The following is a 23,475-nucleotide window of genomic DNA, read 5'->3' on the forward strand; positions in this document are numbered from 1 at the left end:
TCTATTTCTCTACAGCACTAAAGGTACTACTTATTATTTGAAGCCTATTTTGAACATTTTTTCTGGGTTGGTTAGTCCTGCTAGGCTTAGTGCTAGTAGTGGGTTTTTGGTTTTGTTTGTTAGTTCTGTGTAGAGTTGTTGTTGAACTATGTAGAGTAGTTCTTTTTTTATCATGCTCATTGTGTCTACTTTGTCTATGGGGTCTGGTACTCCATTGTTTCCCGTTATATATGATAGGTATGATACTATATTGTCTAGACTGGTTTTTCTGGTTGGGTAGGCTTCGATTTTTGTTGCTATCATGAAGTATGTTGGGTGTATTGCTTTGTATGTTGCTACTCTAACATTCTTTGTTGTAGGAGCTGCATTGATTACTCTTGTTATCCACTCTCTTCTCTCTATAAGCGATCTTATTCTGCGTGGTTCGAGGTTGGCTCGGTGTTTCTCAATATATTTGTTTAAGTAATTTAATATACTAGTATACGATCCTATATCGATCCACTCCCCACTATTCAGTATGAATGTTGAAAATGCTTTATCGTTAACCTTGATCATGGGGTTGTCGAGGACAACTTGTAGATCCATACCATAAACTCTCTTAATAACTCCTACAATAACAGTATTTGTTTCTTCAGCAAGCTCTAGTATTTGTTGTGTTAAGTCTAGGATCCTATTATAAGCTTTAATTATAACGCTTTCACTATTCCTCTTACCAACATATCCTGGAGGGATTCGTGGGAAAAGTTCTCCATCTAGGAGAACAATGTCTAAGTCAAGTAATCCATTCTTCTTCTTCACAAGCACTTCTCTAATAAATTCTCTCTCAACAATTTTCGAGTAGGGAGTCCCTATTTTCTCGTCTCCCTGTATAAACCTTACATACCCAACAGTACCTGTTTTTTCTTCTCCACCAAGGCTTCTGCATCCATAGAATAAGTGAGACCTAGTTATAACGAGCAGTTTCCCCCCAGTAAGTTCTAGTGGTGGTGAGGTGAAGCTTGTATCTAATGCTAAGCAACAAGGCTTCACATCACTGCTGAGAATTTCTATTTTCTTCAACATTTTCTTCTCAACAAGTATTTTTCTAAAATAATCTTTTTCCTCAAGTAAATAATTCGTGTTCAAATACTTTATGATCTTCTCTGCTTCCTCCCTAACACCCTTAAAAACTATAGATGTAAGCGGTTCTCCCTGTTCAGGAGCGGGAAATAATTCTTCTAGGGATTCTTCACTCAACCGTTCTCACCTTTATAAGTATGGGTATTCTAAGCGGGTTCATGAGCCCTGCCACGAAGAATTCTCGCTTACCCAGAATTGCTAAGGTGTTTTCACTTATACCTGATAAGTCCATGTAGCCTTTTAACTCGTTGAAGTCTCCTGGTGTTTGGAGTTTGCTGAACAACCAAGTATTAATATTGCCTCTGATCTCGGGGTCTATATCTATTATTCTCTGCGTTGCTAAGAGAACTCCAAGACCCCATTTACGCCCTTCCCTAGCAATCCTCGTTATAGCTCTATGTGATACACCACAACTCCTACAAGCATAATTATGTGCTTCATCTATAACTACAAGTGTATTGATTGGTTCTCGTTTCTCCTCTATAATTCTCCACAACTCATTTATAACTGAGGACACTATATATCTACGCGCCTCAAGATCTTCTGTGCTTAAATCAACAACTACAAGCCTATTATTACCAGCATACCCAACTATATCTCGAGGCAACATATCTCGTTTATTAAGTGATTCAAAAAATTGTTTGCCAAGATAAACATCTAAAGCTATTCCAAGCCTGATCTTAGAACTATCTCTAGCCCTCATATTCTGCAGGGTTCTAATTAGTTGCTCTTTAAAACTAGTAATATCCCATACAATATTCTTTTCAGCAAGTATTTCTTGAAGCCTAGAATAATCTATCTTATTTAGGAATTCTTGAAAAGAAGGTGTTTTGGGAACTAGTGTTTTCTGCCTACCACCACTGCTACTACCTATAAGTTCTTGGAGGAGTTCTGGATGTTTTTCACGTATATAGTTGTATATATATGATAGTAGGGAGACCATTATGTATGGTTCATAGGTGTTCCTGTTAAGACCTGTTCTATAAAGGATCATGTCTGTGATCAAGCTTATATCTAGTACTGTACGAGAACCTTCAACCACATTGTCTTTGTAGAACACACTATAATCCATCCCAGTATGATCAAAGACTATTATGTTATAGTTTGTCTTAGCCAAAACCTCATCTATAAACGCTTTAACAAGCCTCGACTTACCAGTACCAGTAGCACCCACAACACCTATATGATAAGGAATCCCCCGTGGATCGAGGGGGATCTCAATACCACTATACTTATGAACACCAATAACAAGCCCCCCGCCAAGCTCAAGGCTTAGATCCGTTGGAGACTCAACAACATACACTTTAGAACCAGGATTTGGAGGCAATTGAGGCTCAACCACTCCATTCTCAGAAATAACACCAATAATCGAGACATAGCCAGAACTATGTGGAAGAGTACCAGTCTCAACAAGATCAGGATTATCAACATAACTAGTTCTCTTCCTAGAATCGAGGAAAGGCTCATAACGCCTAATCAACCTTAAAACACCGAGAAACCTCATACTCCTCCGGGAATCATCAACAACTACAAGTTGCTCCTCCTTAGCATAATGCTCAACACGATCCCAAATAATAACTGGAGCATAAGCAGTACTAGACCCACTACCTATAAGACCAATAAGCTTCAAACACAACTCACCCCCAACAATAATATAAACATATATAAAACAAATTATTAACACTCCAATCCACAATATAAAACATTACACACCCAACACAGCCAGAAAACAACCTTCAATTCTTTCTATGTTGTTACATATTTCCTGATGGGAGGAGAGCCGAGGTAGAGCTTGATCCTAGCTTTCAATTCTTTCTATGTTGTTACTTAGCCCAACAAACAAGAATGAACTGGAATGGCTTACACTCTTTCAATTCTTTCTATGTTGTTACAGAAATAGCGTTTCTGCGTTTCGCATTCATAAAAGCTTGGCTTTCAATTCTTTCTATGTTGTTACTTATGTTGTTGAAAATAATATTGAATATAAGATAGATAAAACTTTCAATTCTTTCTATGTTGTTACCGATTGATACAATTAATTAATATGAATAAGGCTGAGAAACTTTCAATTCTTTCTATGTTGTTACGCAAATATACATTGCCCGAGAGAGAACAGGGAGTTAAAACTTTCAATTCTTTCTATGTTGTTACTTATTTTATTTTTATAAAAAGACAGGCTAGGTGAGCAAGCTTTCAATTCTTTCTATGTTGTTACATAGTGTGTGAATCTACTAGCTAAGGCGGTAGCTATGAGCTTTCAATTCTTTCTATGTTGTTACTAAAACCATTACACCTAAAAGCTGGATCGACATGGTTGACTTTCAATTCTTTCTATGTTGTTACTTTGTTATGCGGGAATAGGGTCCTTTTTCATCTACTAATCTTTCAATTCTTTCTATGTTGTTACTAACCGAGAGAATACCCCCATTCGTTGATTACTGTAATAGCTTTCAATTCTTTCTATGTTGTTACCTAACTCCCTCGAGGGGGTTGCGGGGGGTGGTGAAGATAAGACTTTCAATTCTTTCTATGTTGTTACTAACCGAGAGAATACCCCCATTCGTTGATTACTGTAATAGCTTTCAATTCTTTCTATGTTGTTACCTAACTCCCTCGAGGGGGTTGCGGGGGGTGGTGAAGATAAGACTTTCAATTCTTTCTATGTTGTTACTAACCGAGAGAATACCCCCATTCGTTGATTACTGTAATAGCTTTCAATTCTTTCTATGTTGTTACCTAACTCCCTCGAGGGGGTTGCGGGGGGTGGTGAAGATAAGACTTTCAATTCTTTCTATGTTGTTACTTTGGTTCGAATTCTTTGCTACATTATATCTTTTTGTTCGAATCATTATATATGTTTTTCTATATTTGGTTTCTTAGTTGATCGTGTTCGACTGGTTTTCTATTGGTTTATTAGTATCTTTGAGGTATTGACGGGTTTGTATAATGAAAAACATTCGACTATGTTTCTATTGGTTTTGTATGTGTTTTTATGTGTTTGTTGTTTAGAAACTGCTTGGCTGTTTTGTTCGGGAATGTTGGTATTGGTGTATTTTTATTTTACATATTTTAGGGATAGTGTTGGGTTTTGGATCTTAGATATTTGGTTTAGGAGGAAAATTATATGAGAGATTGTTTCTAGTGGAGAAAGAAATATGATGAACTATTAGGTATTGATCATATTTTTAGAACCGTCTAAATCCTATAAATAAATACGTATGTTGGAAACTGAATAGTGAATCCACATATAGCTTAGCTACTCTATACTCCATTTTTCCAAGTATTCTCTAATTCTTTTCATCAAAAATGTGCGGTAAGCCTGTCTTCTACCCCCCTTAAACTCTTTCTCTCAGCTACTTCCTTATGTATAGTCATCCCCATCTTTGGGAGAACTCTATAAACACCTACTAACTCTTAGCATAACCAAAACACTTTTTAAAATCCATAAAGGCTGTTGCCAGCAAAAATATTTCAATACATAATAAAACATAGGATAATACTTAATGTTTCGATTCCGGATACGGAGATGAGCATTCGCCTAAGACTTTGAAAAATAGTTGTAGCTTCCCCGCTAGAATCTATAGCTTATAGATAAGGGAGGAGAAGCGTCTAGGTTAAAAATATGTTAAAAATACTATGGACACAAATTCTTATTTTTAAACTATCTAGAAAAACACTTTATCAGTCAGCATAATTATAGCCTAATCCTAATACTATTCAATATTGTAAATATATGTTTATGTTGTTATTTCTTTATAATTTTTTCAATAAAGTACCTATGTATTCTAGTATCGCTTGTAAGTTCTGGATGAAATGATAGAGCTAGCTTATTATTTTCCCTAGCTGCAACGACTACTTTTTCCCCATTGTAGTTTATTATACCTATCGGCTTTGTTGCTCCCCAATACTTTGTTATTGCTGGTGCTCTAATGAATACTGCTCTGAATGGCTTATCATCTAGTTCATCTAATACTATATCTAGTTCAAAGCTTTCTCGTTGCCTACCGAAATAGTTCCTTGTAACAGCTATATCCATGACTCCTAGTAGGGGTTGCTTTGTTTCTCCAACTACTTGGTCGACTACTTCTTTTGCTAGCATTATTGCTCCCGCACAAACACCCATAACTGGTAATCCTTCCACTATCTTTTCTCTAAGTAATTCTAATACATTTGTTTTACGAGCTAATATGCTGATTGTTGTCGATTCCCCTCCGGGAATAATGATACCGTCTAAGTCATGGAGTTGTTGTGGCTTCTTCACAATTAACACTTTGCCGTTGATCCCTAGTTCATGAAAGGATTTCTTCAACATGTATACATGTTCATATACTCCTCCTTGAAAGCCTAGAACACCTATCCTCATATTCACCGCCCCTAAACATATAGTTTTTCATGTTCCCCTGACTTGTAATAGTTCTTCTGGTTTCAATTGACGTATATCAATTCCCATCATACTCTTCTGCTCACTTATCATTCTCTGAGCCTCCAATACTGTCTCCGGGTCATCCCACATACTTGTAGCTAGTACTATTGCTTCCGCTCTTTCCCTTGGATCACTACTCTTAAATATGCCTGAGCCAACGAATACCCCATCTGCTCCAAGCCACATCATCAATGCAGCATCTGCCGGCGTAGCTATCCCCCCAGCAGCGAAGTTAACGACTGGCAATCTACCTAGTCTAACAGTTAAGTCCAGTAACTCGTATGGGATACCATATTCTCTGGCAACCCTTATTCTCTCCTCTGGCAAAGTATTTCTAAGCCTTAGAATATCGCCCATGATCAGTTTCATATGCCTAACAGCTTCCGCAACATTACCCGTTCCCGCCTCACCCTTTGTTCTTATTAATGCTGCTCCCTCTGTTATCCTCCTCAATGCTTCTCCAAGATCACGTGCACCATTTATGAACGGTACTGTGAATAACCATTTATTTATATGGTGTTTTTCATCAACCGGTGTAAGTACTTCACTTTCATCAATCATATCTACACCTAGTGCCTCCAGGATTTTTGCCTCCATGTAATGTCCGATCCTAACCTTAGCCATAACCGGTATCGTTATACTATTCATAACCTCCTCTATAACCCTAACACTTGCCATGCGGGCAACACCACCACTCCTACGTACATCGTAGGGTAGCTTATCTAGAACCATGACAGAAACAGCGCCTGCATCCTCAGCTATACCTGCTTGCTCAACATTAGTTACATCCATACATACACCGCCTTTCTGAAACACTGGGAAACCATATTTAACTCTCAAAGTACCCTGCTTAGGAATAGTTATCCTATCAGGAAGTTTCTCAGGACCATAAATGAAGAACAAGCCGTCCTCACGGAGCTTATCATATGTTTCAGCTAATTTATAGAAGAAATTAACAATAGTATCAAACCCTACATCGTAGAGCCGCGCAGATGTATTCAATAACATGTATTGTTGAAACATATCCATTCCCCTATATTGAACAAATATAATGGATCACAAATATAAAGTTTAATCTTTAAGAAAAACTTTAATAAAAACTCCCAGAAACCAAAGCCCATTAAATACAAGAATAACCCATAAACTTGAATTAAAAACTATGAGAATGCAATAAGCCTAATTATAATAATGAATTTTAATGTTAATAAAATATGATTGACTGATTAAAATTATTTAAGGTAATAGCCCTAATACCATAAGATCTATCCGGAATACTATGTTCCAGCGATACACGTATCAAATCCGAGTACAAATAGAAACATCCGCAAAACCCCAAACAAGCTACATAGAAGCTTTCTCTGACATACAGTTGCTTAAACTTAAATAAATATATAGATATGCCAATAAACACAAGGCATAGATAATGAAAATATAAAAACATGGTACAGAAAAATAGCATACATGATCTTGTTAGAGGTTTATGGAAACATATATGTTAAGTACTCCTAGGGAATTCTCTGATTAACAACATATGCTCATCACCACAAAATAACTAAATCTCTTTTAAGCAAGCTCCTATAATCACATATTTTTCACGAATATTTGCTTCTTCATCCGCTCCATAGGTATTGGATCTATTTTAATAGTAGTATAGTGTAATTGCCTAGTTAAAGGAATATGTCTACCTCGTATTACGTTAGATATGTTGTCCCATTGAACGTTTTTATTTTTGCCATAGGTTGCGATCTAGGACCTATTATAATTATTGTTTTACCAATGATCTCTTCTAAATAAAAATTCCTACAAGCGATCTAGCGATGACTTTCTATCCTATCTACTATACTCGTATAGTGTAGGTGATGCTTCCTTGTAGGGATGTTGTGGTAAGAAAAATTATAATAGTAGTAAACAATACCTCAAACAACAAAGAAAACCAATCGAATATTTCCCATTATACAAACCCATCAATACCTCAAAGATACTATTAAACCAATAGAAAATCACTCGAATATGATCAACCAGGGATCTAATATAGAAAGCAATATATACTGGTTCGAACAAAAAAATAAATGTAACAACATATTCGAACCAAAGTAACAACATAGAAAGAATTGAAAGACCGCCCTAGGAGAGGGCTCGAGCCCTGATTTGCTCCACAAGTAACAACATAGAAAGAATTGAAAGGTATCAAGTATCCATTACTGCCTTTCACGACACGATAATCAGTAACAACATAGAAAGAATTGAAAGTTCCTAAGAAACTCTATTCTTGGATCACTATCTTCTCCGTAACAACATAGAAAGAATTGAAAGTGTTATTCATAGCCATTATAATACTAATGGCTAGAAGGGGGGTAACAACATAGAAAGAATTGAAAGTTAAGTAGAATTGTTGAACGGCTAACTGGATTTGACATGTTAGTAACAACATAGAAAGAATTGAAAGTATGTAGTTTCTCGGCTATATGATCTATTATGGAGAGTGTGTAACAACATAGAAAGAATTGAAAGAAAAACAAGTGCTCTAATGCCTTATCCCAATCCCTATACAGTAACAACATAGAAAGAATTGAAAGCTTGCCATTCTATTGCCGAGGATATTGAATGATCCAGGAGTAACAACATAGAAAGAATTGAAAGTGTCCAATAATGAACGTAATTGTTTTCCCGATCTCGGTATGTAACAACATAGAAAGAATTGAAAGTAACTAATCCTAACGCAGATCCCATTTCTTTCATACTTGTGTAACAACATAGAAAGAATTGAAAGCTTATTGGAGAAAATACTTAGTGAACTCTCCAAGCATGATTGTGTAACAACATAGAAAGAATTGAAAGATTATTGCAAATATTAACTGTGCAACATCGCGTAAAGTAGGTAACAACATAGAAAGAATTGAAAGCCCCAACCTATACGCACCGGCTCAGTTGAAGTGGCTGGTGGTAACAACATAGAAAGAATTGAAAGTGTATTCGTCTTGCACATGTATTGTTATGCTACCGCTCGTAACAACATAGAAAGAATTGAAAGCGCTTTTTCTAATGCAATTGTGAATTTTCTCTTATCTGGGTAACAACATAGAAAGAATTGAAAGTAAGCTTGAGGGGAAAACCGAGATAGTGTCAGAAACGATGTAACAACATAGAAAGAATTGAAAGATTATTGTTAAAAGGTTTAAGGATAGATAGCTGGTTATGAAGTTGGTATAGGTAATATAATATAAGTGTATACATGGTTCGAGAAAATAAGTCTGTTATTCTAACATGCTGTGTTTATGAGGCTGTATCTAAAACTGATAATAAATATTATGCAACATTTGAATGACTCGTAACACCATTCGGACTAGACTATTTGCTTATTTGGATACTATGGTTGTTTTGTAGTGTTTATGTTTTCGCTTTATAAACACTTTATAATTGTTTGTAAAATGCAGATGAAGGGCTCAAAAGTGGTCTATGTGGAGCCCCAATAGCCTCTCAATGAAGAGAGTGAAAAACCCGACCCAAAAGGGGGGAGCCTGCAAACAATAAAGCACGGGCATTCACTTCATTGATAACCATTTCAAGGAGAGCGTGAATGGGCTCTACTGGGAGGGAGAGATAAACGGGATATATATAGTTATTGATGCAAGTTTTCCAAATGTTGGAGAAATATATGAGGCTTGGGGCGAGCCTGTGGGATACTGCCACGCACATGTATGGTGGGTTAAAGAGTAATACTAATGCGAACACGGTGATCCATAAACAACAAATAATTCCTAAACATATAATTATAGCCGTTTCTGGAATCGAAATCCTTATAACATTATTTTTTCAATTGAGCTTTCAGCTTTTCCACAAACTTCTCCACATCCTTTATATTCTCCTTAACCATTTCTGGAGGTAGCCAGTTTTCATAGAAGTTCTGGTGAAGTGTGATAGCTGAGAGCCAAAGCCTCCTAATCTCGTCATCTCCTTTCTCCCTTACAAGCTTCATAATAAACCTGTACAATTCTCCATGACTCCTCAACTCTATATTCCTAGAAGCTGCAATAGCTTTAACAATCTGTGATGCAGCCTCCCAAGCCTTCTCAGATGCTTGGACATAATCTTTTTTCTCTAAAAACTTCTTAGCCTCATTCAAGTATTTCTCACACAGCATTAAATGTAGCTCTGCCTTTACCGCAGGATCACTTGTGCTCGTCTCTCGTAGCACAGCCTCACCAATAAGCTCCTCCAAAGATTTACCTTCAGACTCTGCCCTCCTCTTAAGCTCCTCCAGGACTTTGCCGGGTAAAATAATAGAAACTTGTGCCAAAACACTCACCCAAGATAAACTATAGTTCTCTCGCAATATTATATATTATATTTATTTACTAGTACTCTATTCAAACATGTGTATATTGTAACTATATGGATAATATATTCTAGGATAGGAGAGAGAACTTATAAATAGACAAATAGATAGAGGGTAATGGATAGTTTTATGCTTAATAAATAAACTATGTATCTAGTTTCATGTATGAGCTGTACTTGTATTTTCTATATTCTTTTTTATTTATTGGTTTTCTTAGTATGAATAGTTTTTCATGATATATTAGTAGGAAGTCTTTGTTTTTCAGTTTTGACCATACTTCTCTTGTGGTCTTCATTTTATGCTGTATTTTCACAACTTCTTCTTTGAGTATGAATCCTGTTTTTAGAAGTGTTTGTAGTACATAATGGGTTATTGGGACATAGTGTTTATGTATTCTAGTATCTCCTACAAGAATGCCCATGTAGTGTCCTGGCTTTAATACTCTATAAGCTTCTGAGATCACTTGTTGTATCATGGATAAATATTCTTCTAATTTCCTAGCCCCCGAGAGATCCCCAGGGATCTTCTCCCCCCTACTATACCTTATAATGTTAAAATAGGGTGGATGAGTAGCCACTAAGTCTATACTATTATTACTTATCTTATCCAAGTTCCTGGCGTCTCCATGGTAGATCTCGACTTTAGCGTTAAGAATATCCTCAATAGATATGGGGGAATTTTCTCCTTCAATAATTTCTTGTGGTTTAGAAGCTTTTTTCTCTAAGTATTTCTCTAGCCAGTATAGTCTGTGGAGTGTGAGCATTAATGCATTATAGTTTATATCTACACCTATACAGTTTCGGCCTAGAAGCTTAGCTTCAATACATGTTGTTCCACTACCAATCATTGGGTCAAGTACTGTGTCTCCAGGCATAGTATATTTTTGTATGAGTGCACGAGCCATTTGTGGAGGCCAATTACCACGATAATTTCCGCGGTGAGTAGCCCAAGAACCCCTCTTTGGAAAACTCCAAACAGTAGTGCTTATATCAGTTAATTCTTCTGGGAGAGGATATAAATGCTTCACATGTATAGGTTCCAAACTGATCTTGCTTCCCTCAATCTCTATTACTTTATTATTCTTTAAAAACTCGAGGTAATCTTCATAAGATACTTTCCTCATGCTAACCACATCATTACTTCTCTGCATTCTGCCATGCTTCATTCCAGGCATACACCTAGAAAACCCCTTTATGCTTCCTAAAATATATTTCATATATATTATTATATAGTAAATCATATTGATCGTTTGATATGGAGAATAGGTGTTTATTGCTTCTTTATTCTTAATTGTTTGATTAGACATTGTTTATTTTAACGAAATTTTTATAATATGGATACTGTATAAATGGGGTTAACATTATTATTTATAGGGTAGGAGATTGTTTAGAATGAATAAGATGCTTGCTTTACTCTTCTTATCTATAATGGTTCTCAGTATATTGGTTATATTTTCAAATAATATAGTTGGTTCAGTAGGGGAAGAAATGGGACCTTATTGGTTCAAGGATTATCATGCTAGGATTTTCAATTATCTATATACTTACTACCATACTTCTAGTATAGCTTTTGCACCGAACGGGGACATTGTTATTGTTGGTGATACTGATGGTTTTGGTGCTGGAGAAATTGATTCATGGGTTATGAGAGTTAACAAGTGTGGTGAGATAATATGGTATAAAAGCTATGGTGGAGCCAGAGATGATATTGTATCCTCTGTAGCTATAGCACCTAATGGAGACATCATAGTTGCTGGTTGGACTGGGAGTTTTATGGAGGATGGAGACTGGGATCTATGGGTTCTCCGCCTAGATGGGGATGGAAACATAGTTTGGGAGAAAGATTATGGAGGAAGCGTTGATGATGGCTATACAAAGGTTTCATTAGCAATTGATTCATCTGGAGACATAATTGTAGCAACATCAACTCTTCAAAGCGATAGCTATGGTTATATGTGGAATAATATGTGGCTTCTACGCTTAGATGGGAATGGCAATGTTATGTGGGAAAAAACATATGGTGTAGAATCAGATGAGGATTATGCTTACGCTGTAGGTATTGCTCCGAATGGAGACATAATTGTGGGTGGAGAAACAAGGGGGTTCTATAGGGTAGGAGACACATATGTTTCTGGTGCATGGGTGTTAAGACTTGATCCAAACGGAGATGTTATATGGCAGAAAGTCTATCAAGGACCACAAGCACTAGAAAAGATCAGTGGGCTCCTAGTAATGCCCAGCGGAGACATATTAGTTAGTGGTTCAAGAGGGAGTTTAAGCGAGGAAATGTATGGTTGGATCGCGTACCTAGATGGAGAAGGCAATGTTAAATGGTCGAAAACATATATTCGAAGCATTGAAGAAGGGGGTTCAATCGATGAACTAGTCCTAGCCCCCAATGGTGACATTATTGGTAGAGACATATATGTTATAGATGTATCACAAAACGGAAGCTTGAAATGGGCTAAGTGGATGATAGATGGACCAATGGTTGGACCCGTAATATCCCAAAATGGAATAGCTGCAGTAGCTGGGATAGAAGCAAATGGCTTAGCTATTGGGAGATTCAATATAAGCGATGTAACAGAGTATTCTGGTTGGCACAACCCAGACGATCCTGGCTGGGATGGATGGGGCAGTATTAAGCTTAATGTTTACGATGCTGAAACAATTATTGCATCCTCAAATATTGTCCCAGACACATTGTCTAGTTCAGCGCGTAGCATAGATGTTGAGGTCCATGATGCAGAAGACAATATTACATCTAATACAATATGGTATATAACCTTTCTATCAGAACCACAAAACCTCAAGGCAACAGCTGGAAATAACAACATTACTTTAACATGGGATCCACCAATAGATGATGGTGGGTGTAGAATAGTAGAGTATAGAATTTATCGTGGAACAAACAATAACAACCTAGAATACTATGCATCAGTAAACGGGTCAACAACAACTTTCATAGATAAAAACATTGTATACAGCCAAACATACTATTACAAGGTAAGCGCAGTAAACAATATAGTTGAAGGACCAAAATCAAACACAGCAAGCGCCACACCAACAAGTTCAACAACTAGCAAAACCAAAACCACAACCCCCACAACAACCACAAGCACAACCACTACCAGCACAAACCCAAGCTACACACAAACAACTACATTCCAAACCAGTTCAGAAACAAGCAACACACCAAACAAAAACACAAGTCAAAACAATGAAGAATCCCCATACGGAATAGCAATGATCATAACAGCAATCATAATAATCCCAATACTAGCATACATACTAACACGCCTCAAATAACAAAAACAAAAACCACCGAAAACAAACAAATAAACACCAAGCCTTTTTACAACACACCAACAATTCCCTACACCCGTCCAACCTATCACACAGTTCATCTCTCAATTCATTTCATTTAATACATAATTGAAAATAACCTTCCAATTCTTTCTATGTTGTTACTTAGCTGCAAGCTTCTTAGCATTGCTGGGACAGGTCTGCTTTCAATTCTTTCTGTGTTGTTACATCGCAGGGGCAGTTCTAGGAACCATTGTCCCCGGTATCCTTTCAATTCTTTCTGTGTTGCTACATATGAGAATAAGAGCTTCGAGGACATAGATAGAGAAAGAATCTTTCAATTCTTTCTGTGTTGCTACCCCCAAGGAATCGTTAAGTGCTTTCTGGGCAAACACTAGCTTTCAATTCTTTCTGTGTTGCTACATTGGTTCGAATACGTTGTTACGTTTATATTTTATTTTCGAAATGTTATATATGTTTTTCCATATTTGATCCCTAATTTATCGTGTTCGACTAGTTTTCTATTGGTTTAATAGTATCTTTGAGGTATTGACGGGTTTGTATAATGAAAAACATTCGACTAGTTTCCATTGGTTTTGTATGTGTTTTTCTTGGATGTTGCTGTTCTAGATATTATCTAATGATTTTAGTGGCTATGATTTTTTGAGGCGATATGTGTTAAAATTCCAAGATATAAGCAGTGGTTTAGTTGTTGTGTTTTTATTTTTGTTTTTGGGCTGTTCTTTTTCTTATTTAGTTATTGTTTTAATTATTCTATGATAGATATATTAAGATGTATAAGTATACATAATTATGAGTCTTGTAAATATGATAAAACTGTTCTTATTGGGGAGTTAGTATGTCTAATTCTGATAATGGACATGGGATTTCTCATAAGCACCATGATCATGCTACTATGATTGCTGATTATTGGAGGAGATTCATTATATCAACGGTGTTGACGGTTCCAATTATTTTATTATCTCCTAGTTTGCAGGGATTTATAGGGTTTAGCATTGATTTTCCAGGTAGATTGTTTATATTATGGTTTATCTCCTCTATTGTCTACATATATGGTGGCAAACCTTTTCTAATAGGGTTATTCAATGAGATTAGGAATAGATTACCTGGAATGATGACTCTTATAGGTGTAGCTATAAGTGTAGCTTACGCGTATAGTACATTGGTCACATTTATTATTCCGGGTAAAACGTTTTTCTGGGAAATAGCCACTCTTATCGATGTTATGCTTCTCGGACACTGGATTGAAATGAAAAGCATTCTCGGCGCTTCAAAAGCTGTAGAGAACTTGGTTAAGGCTATGCCAAGCACTGCACATTTAGTAAGACCTGACGGCTCAGTTGTTGAAGTACATGTTTCACATGTTAGAGTTGGAGATAGAGTACTTGTTAGGCCTGGTGAGAAAATACCTGTTGATGGAGTAGTGGTTGATGGAAGCTCGAGTGTGGATGAATCACTTGTTACTGGTGAATCTAAACCTGTCTATAAAACTGTGGGTTCGAAGGTAATTGCTGGTACAGTGAATCTTGATGGTTCATTAATTGTTGAGGCTAGAGCTGTTGGGAAGAATACTTATTTATCTCAAGTTGTCAAATTGATACAGACTATTCAAGCGAGTAGGTCTAGGCTTCAAGATATAGCTGATCGTGTTGCTAAGTGGTTGACGATAATAGCTTTATCAATAGGCTCAGTAACATTTGTTGTTTGGCTCCTATATATTGGTGACTCAGTATTTGCATTGGAGAGAGCAGTCACTGTAATGGTTATAACTTGTCCACATGCTTTAGGATTAGCTATTCCACTAGTGATTGCTAGATCAACAGCGTTAACCGCTAGTAAAGGCATACTAGTAAGGAATAGATCGGTTTTTGAGAGAACCTATAAAGTAAATACTGTTGTAATGGATAAAACAGGTACTTTAACTAAGGGAAAACCTGTTGTTGTAGAAATAGTTCCTATTAAGAAGGGTTATGATGAGAAAAAAGTTCTTCAATTAGCGGCTAGTTTGGAAAAACACAGCAGTCATCCATTAGCGGAAGCCATAGTTAAGCATGGTGAAAAGCTCGGGGTTCAGCTACTGCGTGTTGAAAACTTTAAAAATATACCGGGAGTAGGGGTAGAAGGAGTAATTGATAATGAAAGAATAGTTATTGCTTCTCCACGGTATGTTGAGGAGGAGATCAAGGAGATACCTGTGGAAGCAGAGAAATATGTGAAAGAAGGCTACACTATAATTTTTGTAATTGTTAACAATGAAATAGTTGGCACAATAATTTTAGATGATGAAATAAGGGAGGAATCGAGAGAAGCAGTTAGAGAGTTAAAGAATAGAGGAATCAAAGTAGTTATGTTAACAGGTGATGCAAGAAACGTTGCTGTAAGAGTTGCTAAGGAACTAGGCATAAACGAATACTATGCAGAGGTCCTGCCTCATCAAAAAGCAGAAATAATTCATAAGCTACGGGAGGAGGGGAGAGTAGTAGCAATGGTTGGTGACGGAGTAAATGATGCACCTGCACTTATCGAGGCAGATGTGGGAATAGCTATTGGGGCAGGTACGGATATAGCGATAGAATCAGCAGACATAATCCTAGTCAAAAATGATCCTAGAGACGTTGTTCAAGTAATTGATTTATCTAAGAAAACCTATAAGAAGATCAAGCAGAACCTATTATGGGCTGTTGGATACAATGTATTCGCAATACCTGCTGCAGCAGGTGTTCTCTACTTTATAGGATTCCTCCTACCACCAGCAATCGGAGCATTACTCATGTCGGCTAGCACAGTAATTGTAGCCGTAAACGCTTCAACTCTAAAATAACTTTTTCTAGCAAAGCCTTCACATTGTATAGAGCTCGAAGCATTCCTATATAATCCAGGGATCATATTTTATTTGGTCTTGGTGTTTTCCAGAAACATTGTTAAGGATTGAAACAACTATAGTTTAGTAGGTGCTGTTAATGTGTGATATACTAGTTGTAACACCCAGCGCTTCTAAGAATAAGTTAATGTTGTTCGGTAAGAATAGTGATAGAGATCCTAACGAAGCTCAGGTTGTTGAGATAATTCCTCGGACAAGACACGAGGAGGAATATGTTAAGCTCACCAATATGGTGTATCCACAAGTTAAAGAAACATATGCTGTTCTCATATCTAAGCCTTGGTGGATCTATGGGGCGGAAATGGGTGTTAACGAATACGGGGTTGTGATCGGGAATGTTGCTGTTTTTACTAAGGAGCCTTATCGAGAAAAAGGAATGTTGGGAATGGATATGCTTAGATTAGCATTGGAGAGAACAAGGTCTGCAAGAGAAGCTCTCAAGTTCTTGATCAAGTTGGTTGAGGAGGTTGGGCAGGGAGGAAATTATTCTTATGAGAAAAAGTTCAGATACCATAATTCATTCATCATAGCTGATCGAAGCGAAGCATGGGTATTGGAAACTGCAGGTATTTACTGGTCTGCTAAGAGAATAAGGGATTTCTACACAATCTCTAACGCGTTAACGATACGTAACGATTGGGATATTGCTCACGATGAACTAGTTAAGCACGGTGTATCAAAACATGGGTGTAGTAGGGATAATTTCAGCTTTGCAGACTGCTACTCAGATAAAATATATACACGACTAGTACATGGTAGGGAGAGGAGAACAACTACCTTTAAATACTTAGCATCAAAAACCGGCGAGATCACGGTATGGGATATTATGAGTATTCTTCGAAGCCATAGTCTTGAACCATACAATCCCGCGAAAGGCTCAATGAAAGATATCTGTATGCATTATGGTGGATTACTTAGACCATCACAGACAGCATCCTCAATGATAACAATGATCAAAGAAAACAGAATACTTAACCTAATAACAGGAACATCTAATCCATGCTTATCAATATATAAACCAGTAATCTTAGACATTAAATTACCATTTAACCTAGCCAATACAACGAACAAATATGATCCAGAAAATTATTGGTGGAAACAAGAAAAACTACACAGAAAACTTCAGCTCTGCTATACGGAGCTCGCGCACAGCTATAGAGAAGAAATAATGAAAATTGAGAAGAAATACTTGGAGGAAACAATATATTTATTCTTGAAGAACTCTCTTACCGCTGAGAAAACAACTAGTATCTTAAATGAAATGTACGGAGAAGAAGTAAGAATATATAATAAGTGGATATCAATGCTTATGAAAACTAAGTGCAGAGCACCAATAATGTATAGATTCAGAATTAAGAGAATTAATCGAAAAGCTGGGATAAACTAATATAAGCACTATAATTATAAATATCTATACAACAAATATTTTCTTAATATCCCACTTCTAAAGCTAGGGTGAATAAATGTGTCAGATAATGATATCTTAGAATTCGCTAAAAACCTTGTAAAAGTCGAGAAAGAATATGCTAAGAGATTAGAGAAAACAGCTAAGAATGCTGAGAACCTCGCTGTGAAAGCTATTATTGAAGCAATATCTATGGATTCTCAGAAACATTCACTACTATATAAAGCTATAGCGGAAGGGTTGGAAAACATAGATTATTTAACGAAGCCTGAAACTGAAGCATTGCTTGGAGAAATAGAATATCATATTCAGACCGAAGCGGAGTTTATAAGAGAATTAGAGAGCAAGATTAAGACTTGTGAAAATGAGAGTGTTAAGTTCATATTAAATTCTATATTAAAGGATGAAATATATCATCACACATTATTGAGGTATATAAAAGAGTTTATTCAACGAAAAGTGAAGGCCTTAGACGAGAATCTATGGAAAATAATATGGGAATCTATTAAGTAGGTAATTCATATAGTTTTTTTCTTTCTTATTTATTTATACTTCTTTTATCATATCCAATATGTTTGTATAACCTATTTCTTTAGAGTATTTGGAAATTATTTTCTCCATATTCTCAAGTATATCATTAACATTATAGTTTTGTTCCTTATAGATAACTGCTTGTATATATGTAGCTATTCTATCGCTTAATTTAGCAATTCTAGACTCCATTGTTTCTTGTTTCAAGAACTCTTCGAGAAGACTCCTTATTAGTTTAGAGCGAAACATTTTTCCCACTAATTTCTTTTCCACAGCGGTCTTACAATTCTCCAGCTCTTTATCAATATTGGATGGTATATCTCCAATATACGCCTCTATGAGGTCATGGGTTAAAGTTATAGCTACTACTCTATAAGGATCTATATCTATTCCTTTCTCCACTAATTTCTCAGATAACACTAATGAAACGATTGCTGCAACAAATGTATGTTGAGAAACTGTCTCCGCTAAACATCTCGGCACTCCCCGAATCATCCAACCCGTTCTTACAAGATTATTTAATATAGCTACTAGATTCTTTAGCTCCACTCCTTGCCAGCCTCATTTGCTAATGATGAATTTATGTAATATTGTAATTGTTTCTCATATATTTTTCATCAATATATATTTAAGAGCTTATATGTTATAGCTAAGGTTGAATAGTTTTGATTATTTCGTGAAGCATTTATCTCCTTTAATAATGAACTAATAATGGATTCTCGGTGAAAGTATTGTGGGGTTTGAGAAAGACTATTTCGAGGGGAAGATGCTTTTCTGGCTTATAATTGGTATTGTTTCTCTAATAATACTAGTTGTTAGTATTATAGGAATACATTACTTAATTATTGATCTCCTATTGCTTGCATTATCCCTGATCATACTTGGAAGAATGACTTATATATTGATGAAGAAACACAGGATATCCGTTGATTTACTGATGGGTATAGCAGGGCTGGCAACATGGTATTTGCATGCTTATATTGAGGGCTTCCTCATTTTCGCGCTCTATTCTATATCAGAGCTTATCGAGGAATTCTCGGAGCTCCATGCTAGGAAGAAACTATCTGATATTAAAGAAATCATTCCATTAAGTGTACAAGTTAAGATAGGTAACCGATTTATTGAGAAAAGATTGGACGAGGTGAATGTAGGGGATCTAGTTCTTGTCAAGCCCGGCAACATAGTTCCAGTTGATGGTATTATAGTTGATGGATATTCGAGTTTTGACACATCATATATAACTGGCGAGGCAGAACCCCTCATTATTCATAGAGGCGGAAACGTATATAGTGGATATATTAACAAGGAAAGACTAGTAATCGTAAAAGCTTTGAAGAAACCTAGTGAATCAATGCTTCAACTACTCATTAAGGAAGCGGAGAGAGCGTTAGAGAGAAAGGCTTCTATTCAGAAGTTCTTGGAGAAATTTGCTCAACCATATACTTTCATAGTATTATTATTTTTCGGCGTTGCATCTTTTTATTTAGGCCTCTATAAGGGTTTATCCATATTATTAGCGGGTTGCCCAAGCGCCTTCATCTTGTCAACAAGCGTAGCTACAGCTCTATCCATCACTATTCTTAGTGGGAAATCAATTATTGTCCGTGGAGGAGTGGTTTTGGAGAAGGCTAGCATACTTAGAACAATAATACTGGACAAGACGGGGACGATTACTCTTGGAAGAATGGATATAGTTGGCGTTAAGTCTTATAACGGATTTAGCGAGGATATAGTTTTAAGATATGCTGGTGGAGCAGCTAAGGCAAGCGACCACCCTATTTCGAGGGTTATAGCTGAGAGAAGCGATTTAATACCTGAGAAAGCAGTTGAGTATCCGGGTAAAGGTGTTGAAGCAATTGTTGATGGTGCGAAAGTTATTATTGGATCTAAAAATCTCATATTGGAAAACAATATAGTAGTACCTAATTCTTCAAATTGTGGAGAGGGATCTATTGAAGTACACGTAGCCATCGATGATAAATATGCTGGAGTAATATGTTTGGAAGATAAAGTTACAGATGAAGTGTTTAAAACAATAAATGAGCTTCGAAAAATGAATCTTCGCCTCATAATAGCTAGTGGAGACAGAGTTGAGCGTGTGAGGAAAATTGCTTCTATGCTTGGAATAAAAGAGTACTATGGAGAATTATTACCTGATGAGAAAAGACAATTAGTGATCAAGATGAAGAGGGAAGCAGGGATGGCTGGATTTGTTGGTGATGGTATAAACGATGTTGAAGCAATTGCTGAAGCTGATGTTGGCATGGCTATTGGTAGTTTAAGAATTGTATCTAATATAGGTGATGTAGTGTTTATTAAGGGAATTAGTGGATTACCTAAACTACTACGTTTCGCTAGGAAATACATACATACAATATATTTAGCAATTATAGCTACTAGTTTTGTAAAGCTTGGAGCCATGATGCTAGGTTTAGCAGGCTTAGTACCTATATGGCTTGTAGTGGCTTTAGGAGACGATGGATCAACACTTTTATCTATAGGTATGACAACTTACTCTCTTAGTAGGAGAATCTAGGTGGTGTTTTTGAAATATATTTCTTTGGGATGGACTGGTTTGAAAATAAGTGTTTTAGGCTTAGGTTTCTGGCAAGCTGGTTCACGGCTTTGGGGCTGGAAACATAGAGATGTTACGGGATACGAAGTTGTCAGGGAAATCGTTGCAACAAGTATTATGGAAGGAATAAATTTTTATGATACAGCAGAAATTTATGGAGGAGGCTTATCAGAGAAGTTTCTCGGCAAAGCAATTAGGGAGCTAGGTATTAGGGATCAGGTAGTTGTTGTTAGCAAGATTGCTGGTTTCCGATACACGTACCATAATATGTTGAAAGCTGTTAAGGGGATTAGTGAACGTCTAGGATTTAAACCAGACATAATACTGCATCACTGGCCCCCACCATTCTATGTATCAATATGTAGAGTAATTAATAACTTAGAGAAACTCGTTGATAGAGGCTACGTAGAATACTATGGATTATCAAATTATGCAAACAAACTACTCGTTAAAGCCTTGGAATGCACTAGAAAACACGAACCAGTACTTGACCAGCTACACTATAATCTCGGATACAGAGTAATCGAGAACAATACAAAGAAAATACTCGAAGAAAACAAAATAGCCCTGATAGCTTGGAGCCCCCTAGCAAAAGGAGCACTAGCAGGATTAACAAAACCATTAACAACAGCGCAGAAAACAGACAAAATATTCCTCAATGTTGCAAAAGATCAAAAACTACAAGAAACACTAGAACAATTATCAAGAAAATACAACACCACAAAATCAGCAATAGCTCTAGCATGGCTTATAAGCAAGAATGCAATACCCATACCAGGAACACGTAAACCAAAAAGAATACATGAATACACACAAGCAACAAAGATCAAACTAGAAAAACAAGACATAAACAAATTAGATAATATCTCATCAAAATACACATCAATATATGGAACAAAATACAGCTCCCTAAAACTAATAAGACTCGTACCCGGAACACTCCAACACCTATCAATAAAAATAACCAAAGGAATATAAATCATCTTTATCTATATTGATCAAGAAGGGACTAGTTGAAAAAATAGTGCCTTTAAGAGATACAAGACGTAGAATATACAGGCTGAAACGTAAGTAAGATTTTGCTTATGTGATTTTATGAGTTTTGTTCATGTTCAAGATCGCTTTTATTTATCTCATATCTGCCTTTATATTGGATGGGCATAGTTATTAGTTGTAGATCGGTATGGGTGAGGTGAAAGATAAAGTTGGAGATCATAGGCGTAGATGAATTAAGTACTTTCCTTAAAATGTTCTCGAATAAAAGATATGGTTACTATAAGACTTTAAAGAGTATAGTAATAAACTATGATAATGTACGAGCTAGTTTTACCCGCATACAGTCTGATCCCTATGCACCTCCGTCTATTCTGGAGTTCATTGTTCCGAGGAATATACATGGGTTAAAACTCAAAAGATTTAGGGTAAGAGATTATCAAGTACTTTCGGATTATCTCTATAGGAGGCTCTATAGTGAATCTATAAGATATAGGTGGAAGTGTGGTAGTGGGTATAGTTGTTTCTTAGGGGTTCCTAAGCCTTCTCCGATAATGATTTATCGTAGTGGGGCAGAAATAGTTGGAGGAGATATTGTTTTGAGAATTTTTATTGGTTTACCAGCGTCTGGTAGGAGAATACTGGTTAAACCACTTATTCATATATTATCAATAATTATACCCCGAATAATCGATAAGTTCAGGAACTTGTATAAGTGTGAAAAAGAAATATGGGAGAGAGTTCTTTATTTTAGGGACTACTTGTATATTCAGGAATTACTCGCTGATGAAAACGCTGTTGCGTTCATAGCTAATAATAGTATTTTACCTAGAGAATCAAGTATATCGCAGAAACCCTTATCAAACGCTGTTCCTTTTAGTATAGAGGATAAGTATTCTCGAGAGATAAGGCTTCCAAGCGGTAAAACAATATATGGATTAATTATTCCTCAGGGACTCACAGTTATAACTGGTGGAGGATATCATGGTAAAACAACATTGTTGGAAGCATTACAGGAGGGAGTATATCCCCACATACCCGGTGATGGTAGAGAATACGTTGTATCTAGGCCTAGAACAGTTCTTGTAAAAGCTGAGGACGGCAGATTTATTCATAGAGTAGATATTTCCAGCTTCATCAAGAAAACACCTGTTATTGGGGATACAAAGGATTTTATAAGTAGAGATGCAAGCGGGTCTACAAGTATGGCTGCATCAATAAATGAACTTGTCGAAGCCGGTGTTGATAATATTTTGTTAGATGAGGATACTAGTGCTACAAATCTATTATACAAGGATGAATATATGGCTAGACTGCTCAGCGACGACCCGATAACAACTATTACACAACTAGCTAGAAGCTTTACTAGGAAGACAGGGATTAACTTGGTAGTAGTTTCTAGTGCTTCATCAATTCTTCTAAGCAAAGCAGATTTTATTATTCTTATGAGAAACTATAAGCCCTCAATACTGTCCAGAGAAGAAATAGGTCTAGTAGAAAAGCTTCCAGATAAACAATATCGTCCACCTAGGGAAAGAGTGTTTAAGGGGATAAGAGGTGTTGAAAAAATTAGAGCTAAGGGATCAAAGCTTACGATAAAATATAGGGATGGAACAGTTTTCGAGCTCGACTTAAAGAATAATCCGAGAATAATTGAGAACGGGCAAGTTAAAATGATCGCTACTATTCTTAAATGGGTTATTAGAGAAAAAATCACTGGTTCAACAAGAAAACTAGTTGAAACAATAAATAATGTGTTCCAAGAGAAAGGGTTCTCAGGATTTACCAAAGTAGTTCCTCCTGATCTCAGCTGGGTTGATGGATTAGATGTTGTATGGGCTATTAATAGATTATACAATGTAGTATTCGAGAAAAGACCCTCATAG

At 36.4% G+C, this 23,475-nt stretch carries 15 protein-coding genes and 3 CRISPR repeat arrays; of the genes, 8 read left to right on the plus strand and 7 right to left on the minus strand.

Features of this window, described 5'->3' with window-relative positions; translation table 11 throughout:
• Positions 1–33 precede the first annotated feature (33 nt).
• The 4 genes from SMAR_RS02955 to pdxS form a co-directional block, all read right to left on the minus strand.
• On the minus strand, positions 34–1,236 hold the full coding sequence (locus SMAR_RS02955) for a DNA double-strand break repair nuclease NurA (RefSeq protein WP_011838881.1): 1,203 nt from the start codon (positions 1,234–1,236) through the stop codon (positions 34–36).
• Complete coding sequence (locus tag SMAR_RS02960) at positions 1,229–2,749, minus strand: ATP-binding protein (RefSeq protein ID WP_011838882.1); 1,521 nt, start codon at positions 2,747–2,749, stop codon at positions 1,229–1,231. The genes SMAR_RS02955 and SMAR_RS02960 overlap by 8 nt, the downstream gene beginning before the upstream one ends.
• Positions 2,750–2,852: 103 nt before the next feature.
• A CRISPR array of direct repeats spans positions 2,853–3,922; the repeat unit is 25 nt; unit sequence CTTTCAATTCTTTCTATGTTGTTAC.
• Between the two features lie 942 nt (positions 3,923–4,864).
• Positions 4,865–5,482 (minus strand): pyridoxal 5'-phosphate synthase glutaminase subunit PdxT, encoded by a 618-nt coding sequence (gene pdxT, locus SMAR_RS02965; protein ID WP_011838883.1) that lies wholly within the window; start codon positions 5,480–5,482, stop codon positions 4,865–4,867.
• 27 nt (positions 5,483–5,509) lie between these two features.
• The gene (pdxS, locus tag SMAR_RS02970; RefSeq protein WP_011838884.1) at positions 5,510–6,565 is read right to left on the minus strand and encodes a pyridoxal 5'-phosphate synthase lyase subunit PdxS; all 1,056 of its coding nucleotides are present in this window, start codon (positions 6,563–6,565) and stop codon (positions 5,510–5,512) included.
• 1,070 nt (positions 6,566–7,635) lie between these two features.
• A CRISPR array of direct repeats spans positions 7,636–8,701; the repeat unit is 25 nt; unit sequence GTAACAACATAGAAAGAATTGAAAG.
• Between the two features lie 414 nt (positions 8,702–9,115).
• On the opposite strand from pdxS, the gene SMAR_RS08535 reads away from it, so the two are divergent.
• The gene (locus SMAR_RS08535; RefSeq protein ID WP_169696934.1) at positions 9,116–9,259 is read left to right on the plus strand and encodes a hypothetical protein; all 144 of its coding nucleotides are present in this window, start codon (positions 9,116–9,118) and stop codon (positions 9,257–9,259) included.
• Positions 9,260–9,347: 88 nt separating this feature from the next.
• Here SMAR_RS08535 and SMAR_RS02975 read toward each other — a convergent pair whose 3' ends face one another.
• Complete coding sequence (locus tag SMAR_RS02975; protein WP_011838885.1) at positions 9,348–9,839, minus strand: PaREP1 family protein; 492 nt, start codon at positions 9,837–9,839, stop codon at positions 9,348–9,350.
• Between the two features lie 184 nt (positions 9,840–10,023).
• Positions 10,024–11,052 carry a DNA methyltransferase gene (locus tag SMAR_RS02980; protein WP_011838886.1) on the minus strand — a complete coding sequence of 343 codons (1,029 nt, stop codon included), beginning with the start codon at positions 11,050–11,052 and terminating at the stop codon, positions 10,024–10,026.
• A 217-nt stretch (positions 11,053–11,269) separates the two neighbouring features.
• Between SMAR_RS02980 and SMAR_RS02985 the strand changes: the two genes are divergently transcribed.
• The 4 genes from SMAR_RS02985 to SMAR_RS03000 all read left to right on the plus strand — a co-directional run bounded on the left by SMAR_RS02985 (position 11,270) and on the right by SMAR_RS03000 (position 18,003).
• The gene (locus SMAR_RS02985) at positions 11,270–13,186 is read left to right on the plus strand and encodes a fibronectin type III domain-containing protein (protein WP_052833801.1); all 1,917 of its coding nucleotides are present in this window, start codon (positions 11,270–11,272) and stop codon (positions 13,184–13,186) included.
• A 137-nt stretch (positions 13,187–13,323) separates the two neighbouring features.
• A CRISPR array of direct repeats spans positions 13,324–13,606; the repeat unit is 25 nt; unit sequence CTTTCAATTCTTTCTGTGTTGCTAC.
• Positions 13,607–14,042: 436 nt separating this feature from the next.
• On the plus strand, positions 14,043–16,025 hold the full coding sequence (locus SMAR_RS02990) for a heavy metal translocating P-type ATPase (protein ID WP_011838888.1): 1,983 nt from the start codon (positions 14,043–14,045) through the stop codon (positions 16,023–16,025).
• A gap of 139 nt (positions 16,026–16,164) precedes the next feature.
• Positions 16,165–17,472 (plus strand): C69 family dipeptidase, encoded by a 1,308-nt coding sequence (locus SMAR_RS02995; RefSeq protein WP_011838889.1) that lies wholly within the window; start codon positions 16,165–16,167, stop codon positions 17,470–17,472.
• 78 nt (positions 17,473–17,550) lie between these two features.
• Complete coding sequence (locus tag SMAR_RS03000; protein WP_011838890.1) at positions 17,551–18,003, plus strand: hypothetical protein; 453 nt, start codon at positions 17,551–17,553, stop codon at positions 18,001–18,003.
• Positions 18,004–18,036: 33 nt separating this feature from the next.
• Here the strand turns inward: SMAR_RS03000 and SMAR_RS03005 are convergent, their stop codons facing one another.
• A complete protein-coding gene (locus SMAR_RS03005; protein ID WP_011838891.1) occupies positions 18,037–18,570 on the minus strand; it encodes an HD domain-containing protein in 534 nt (177 codons plus the stop codon).
• Positions 18,571–18,754: 184 nt separating this feature from the next.
• Here SMAR_RS03005 and SMAR_RS03010 point away from each other — a divergent pair, with 184 nt between their 5' ends.
• The 3 genes from SMAR_RS03010 (at position 18,755) to SMAR_RS03020 (ending at position 23,475) form a co-directional block, all read left to right on the plus strand.
• Positions 18,755–20,557, plus strand: a complete 1,803-nt coding sequence (locus tag SMAR_RS03010) for a heavy metal translocating P-type ATPase (protein WP_011838892.1) — start codon at positions 18,755–18,757, stop codon at positions 20,555–20,557.
• 9 nt (positions 20,558–20,566) lie between these two features.
• Positions 20,567–21,574: an aldo/keto reductase gene (locus SMAR_RS03015; RefSeq protein ID WP_011838893.1), complete on the plus strand. Its 1,008-nt coding sequence runs from the start codon at positions 20,567–20,569 to the stop codon at positions 21,572–21,574.
• Positions 21,575–21,801: 227 nt separating this feature from the next.
• Positions 21,802–23,475, plus strand: coding sequence for an ABC-ATPase domain-containing protein (locus SMAR_RS03020; protein WP_011838894.1), 1,674 nt, complete (start codon positions 21,802–21,804; stop codon positions 23,473–23,475).

The sequence above is a fragment of the Staphylothermus marinus F1 genome, from assembly GCF_000015945.1.
Taxonomy (GTDB): domain Archaea; phylum Thermoproteota; class Thermoprotei_A; order Sulfolobales; family Desulfurococcaceae; genus Staphylothermus; species Staphylothermus marinus.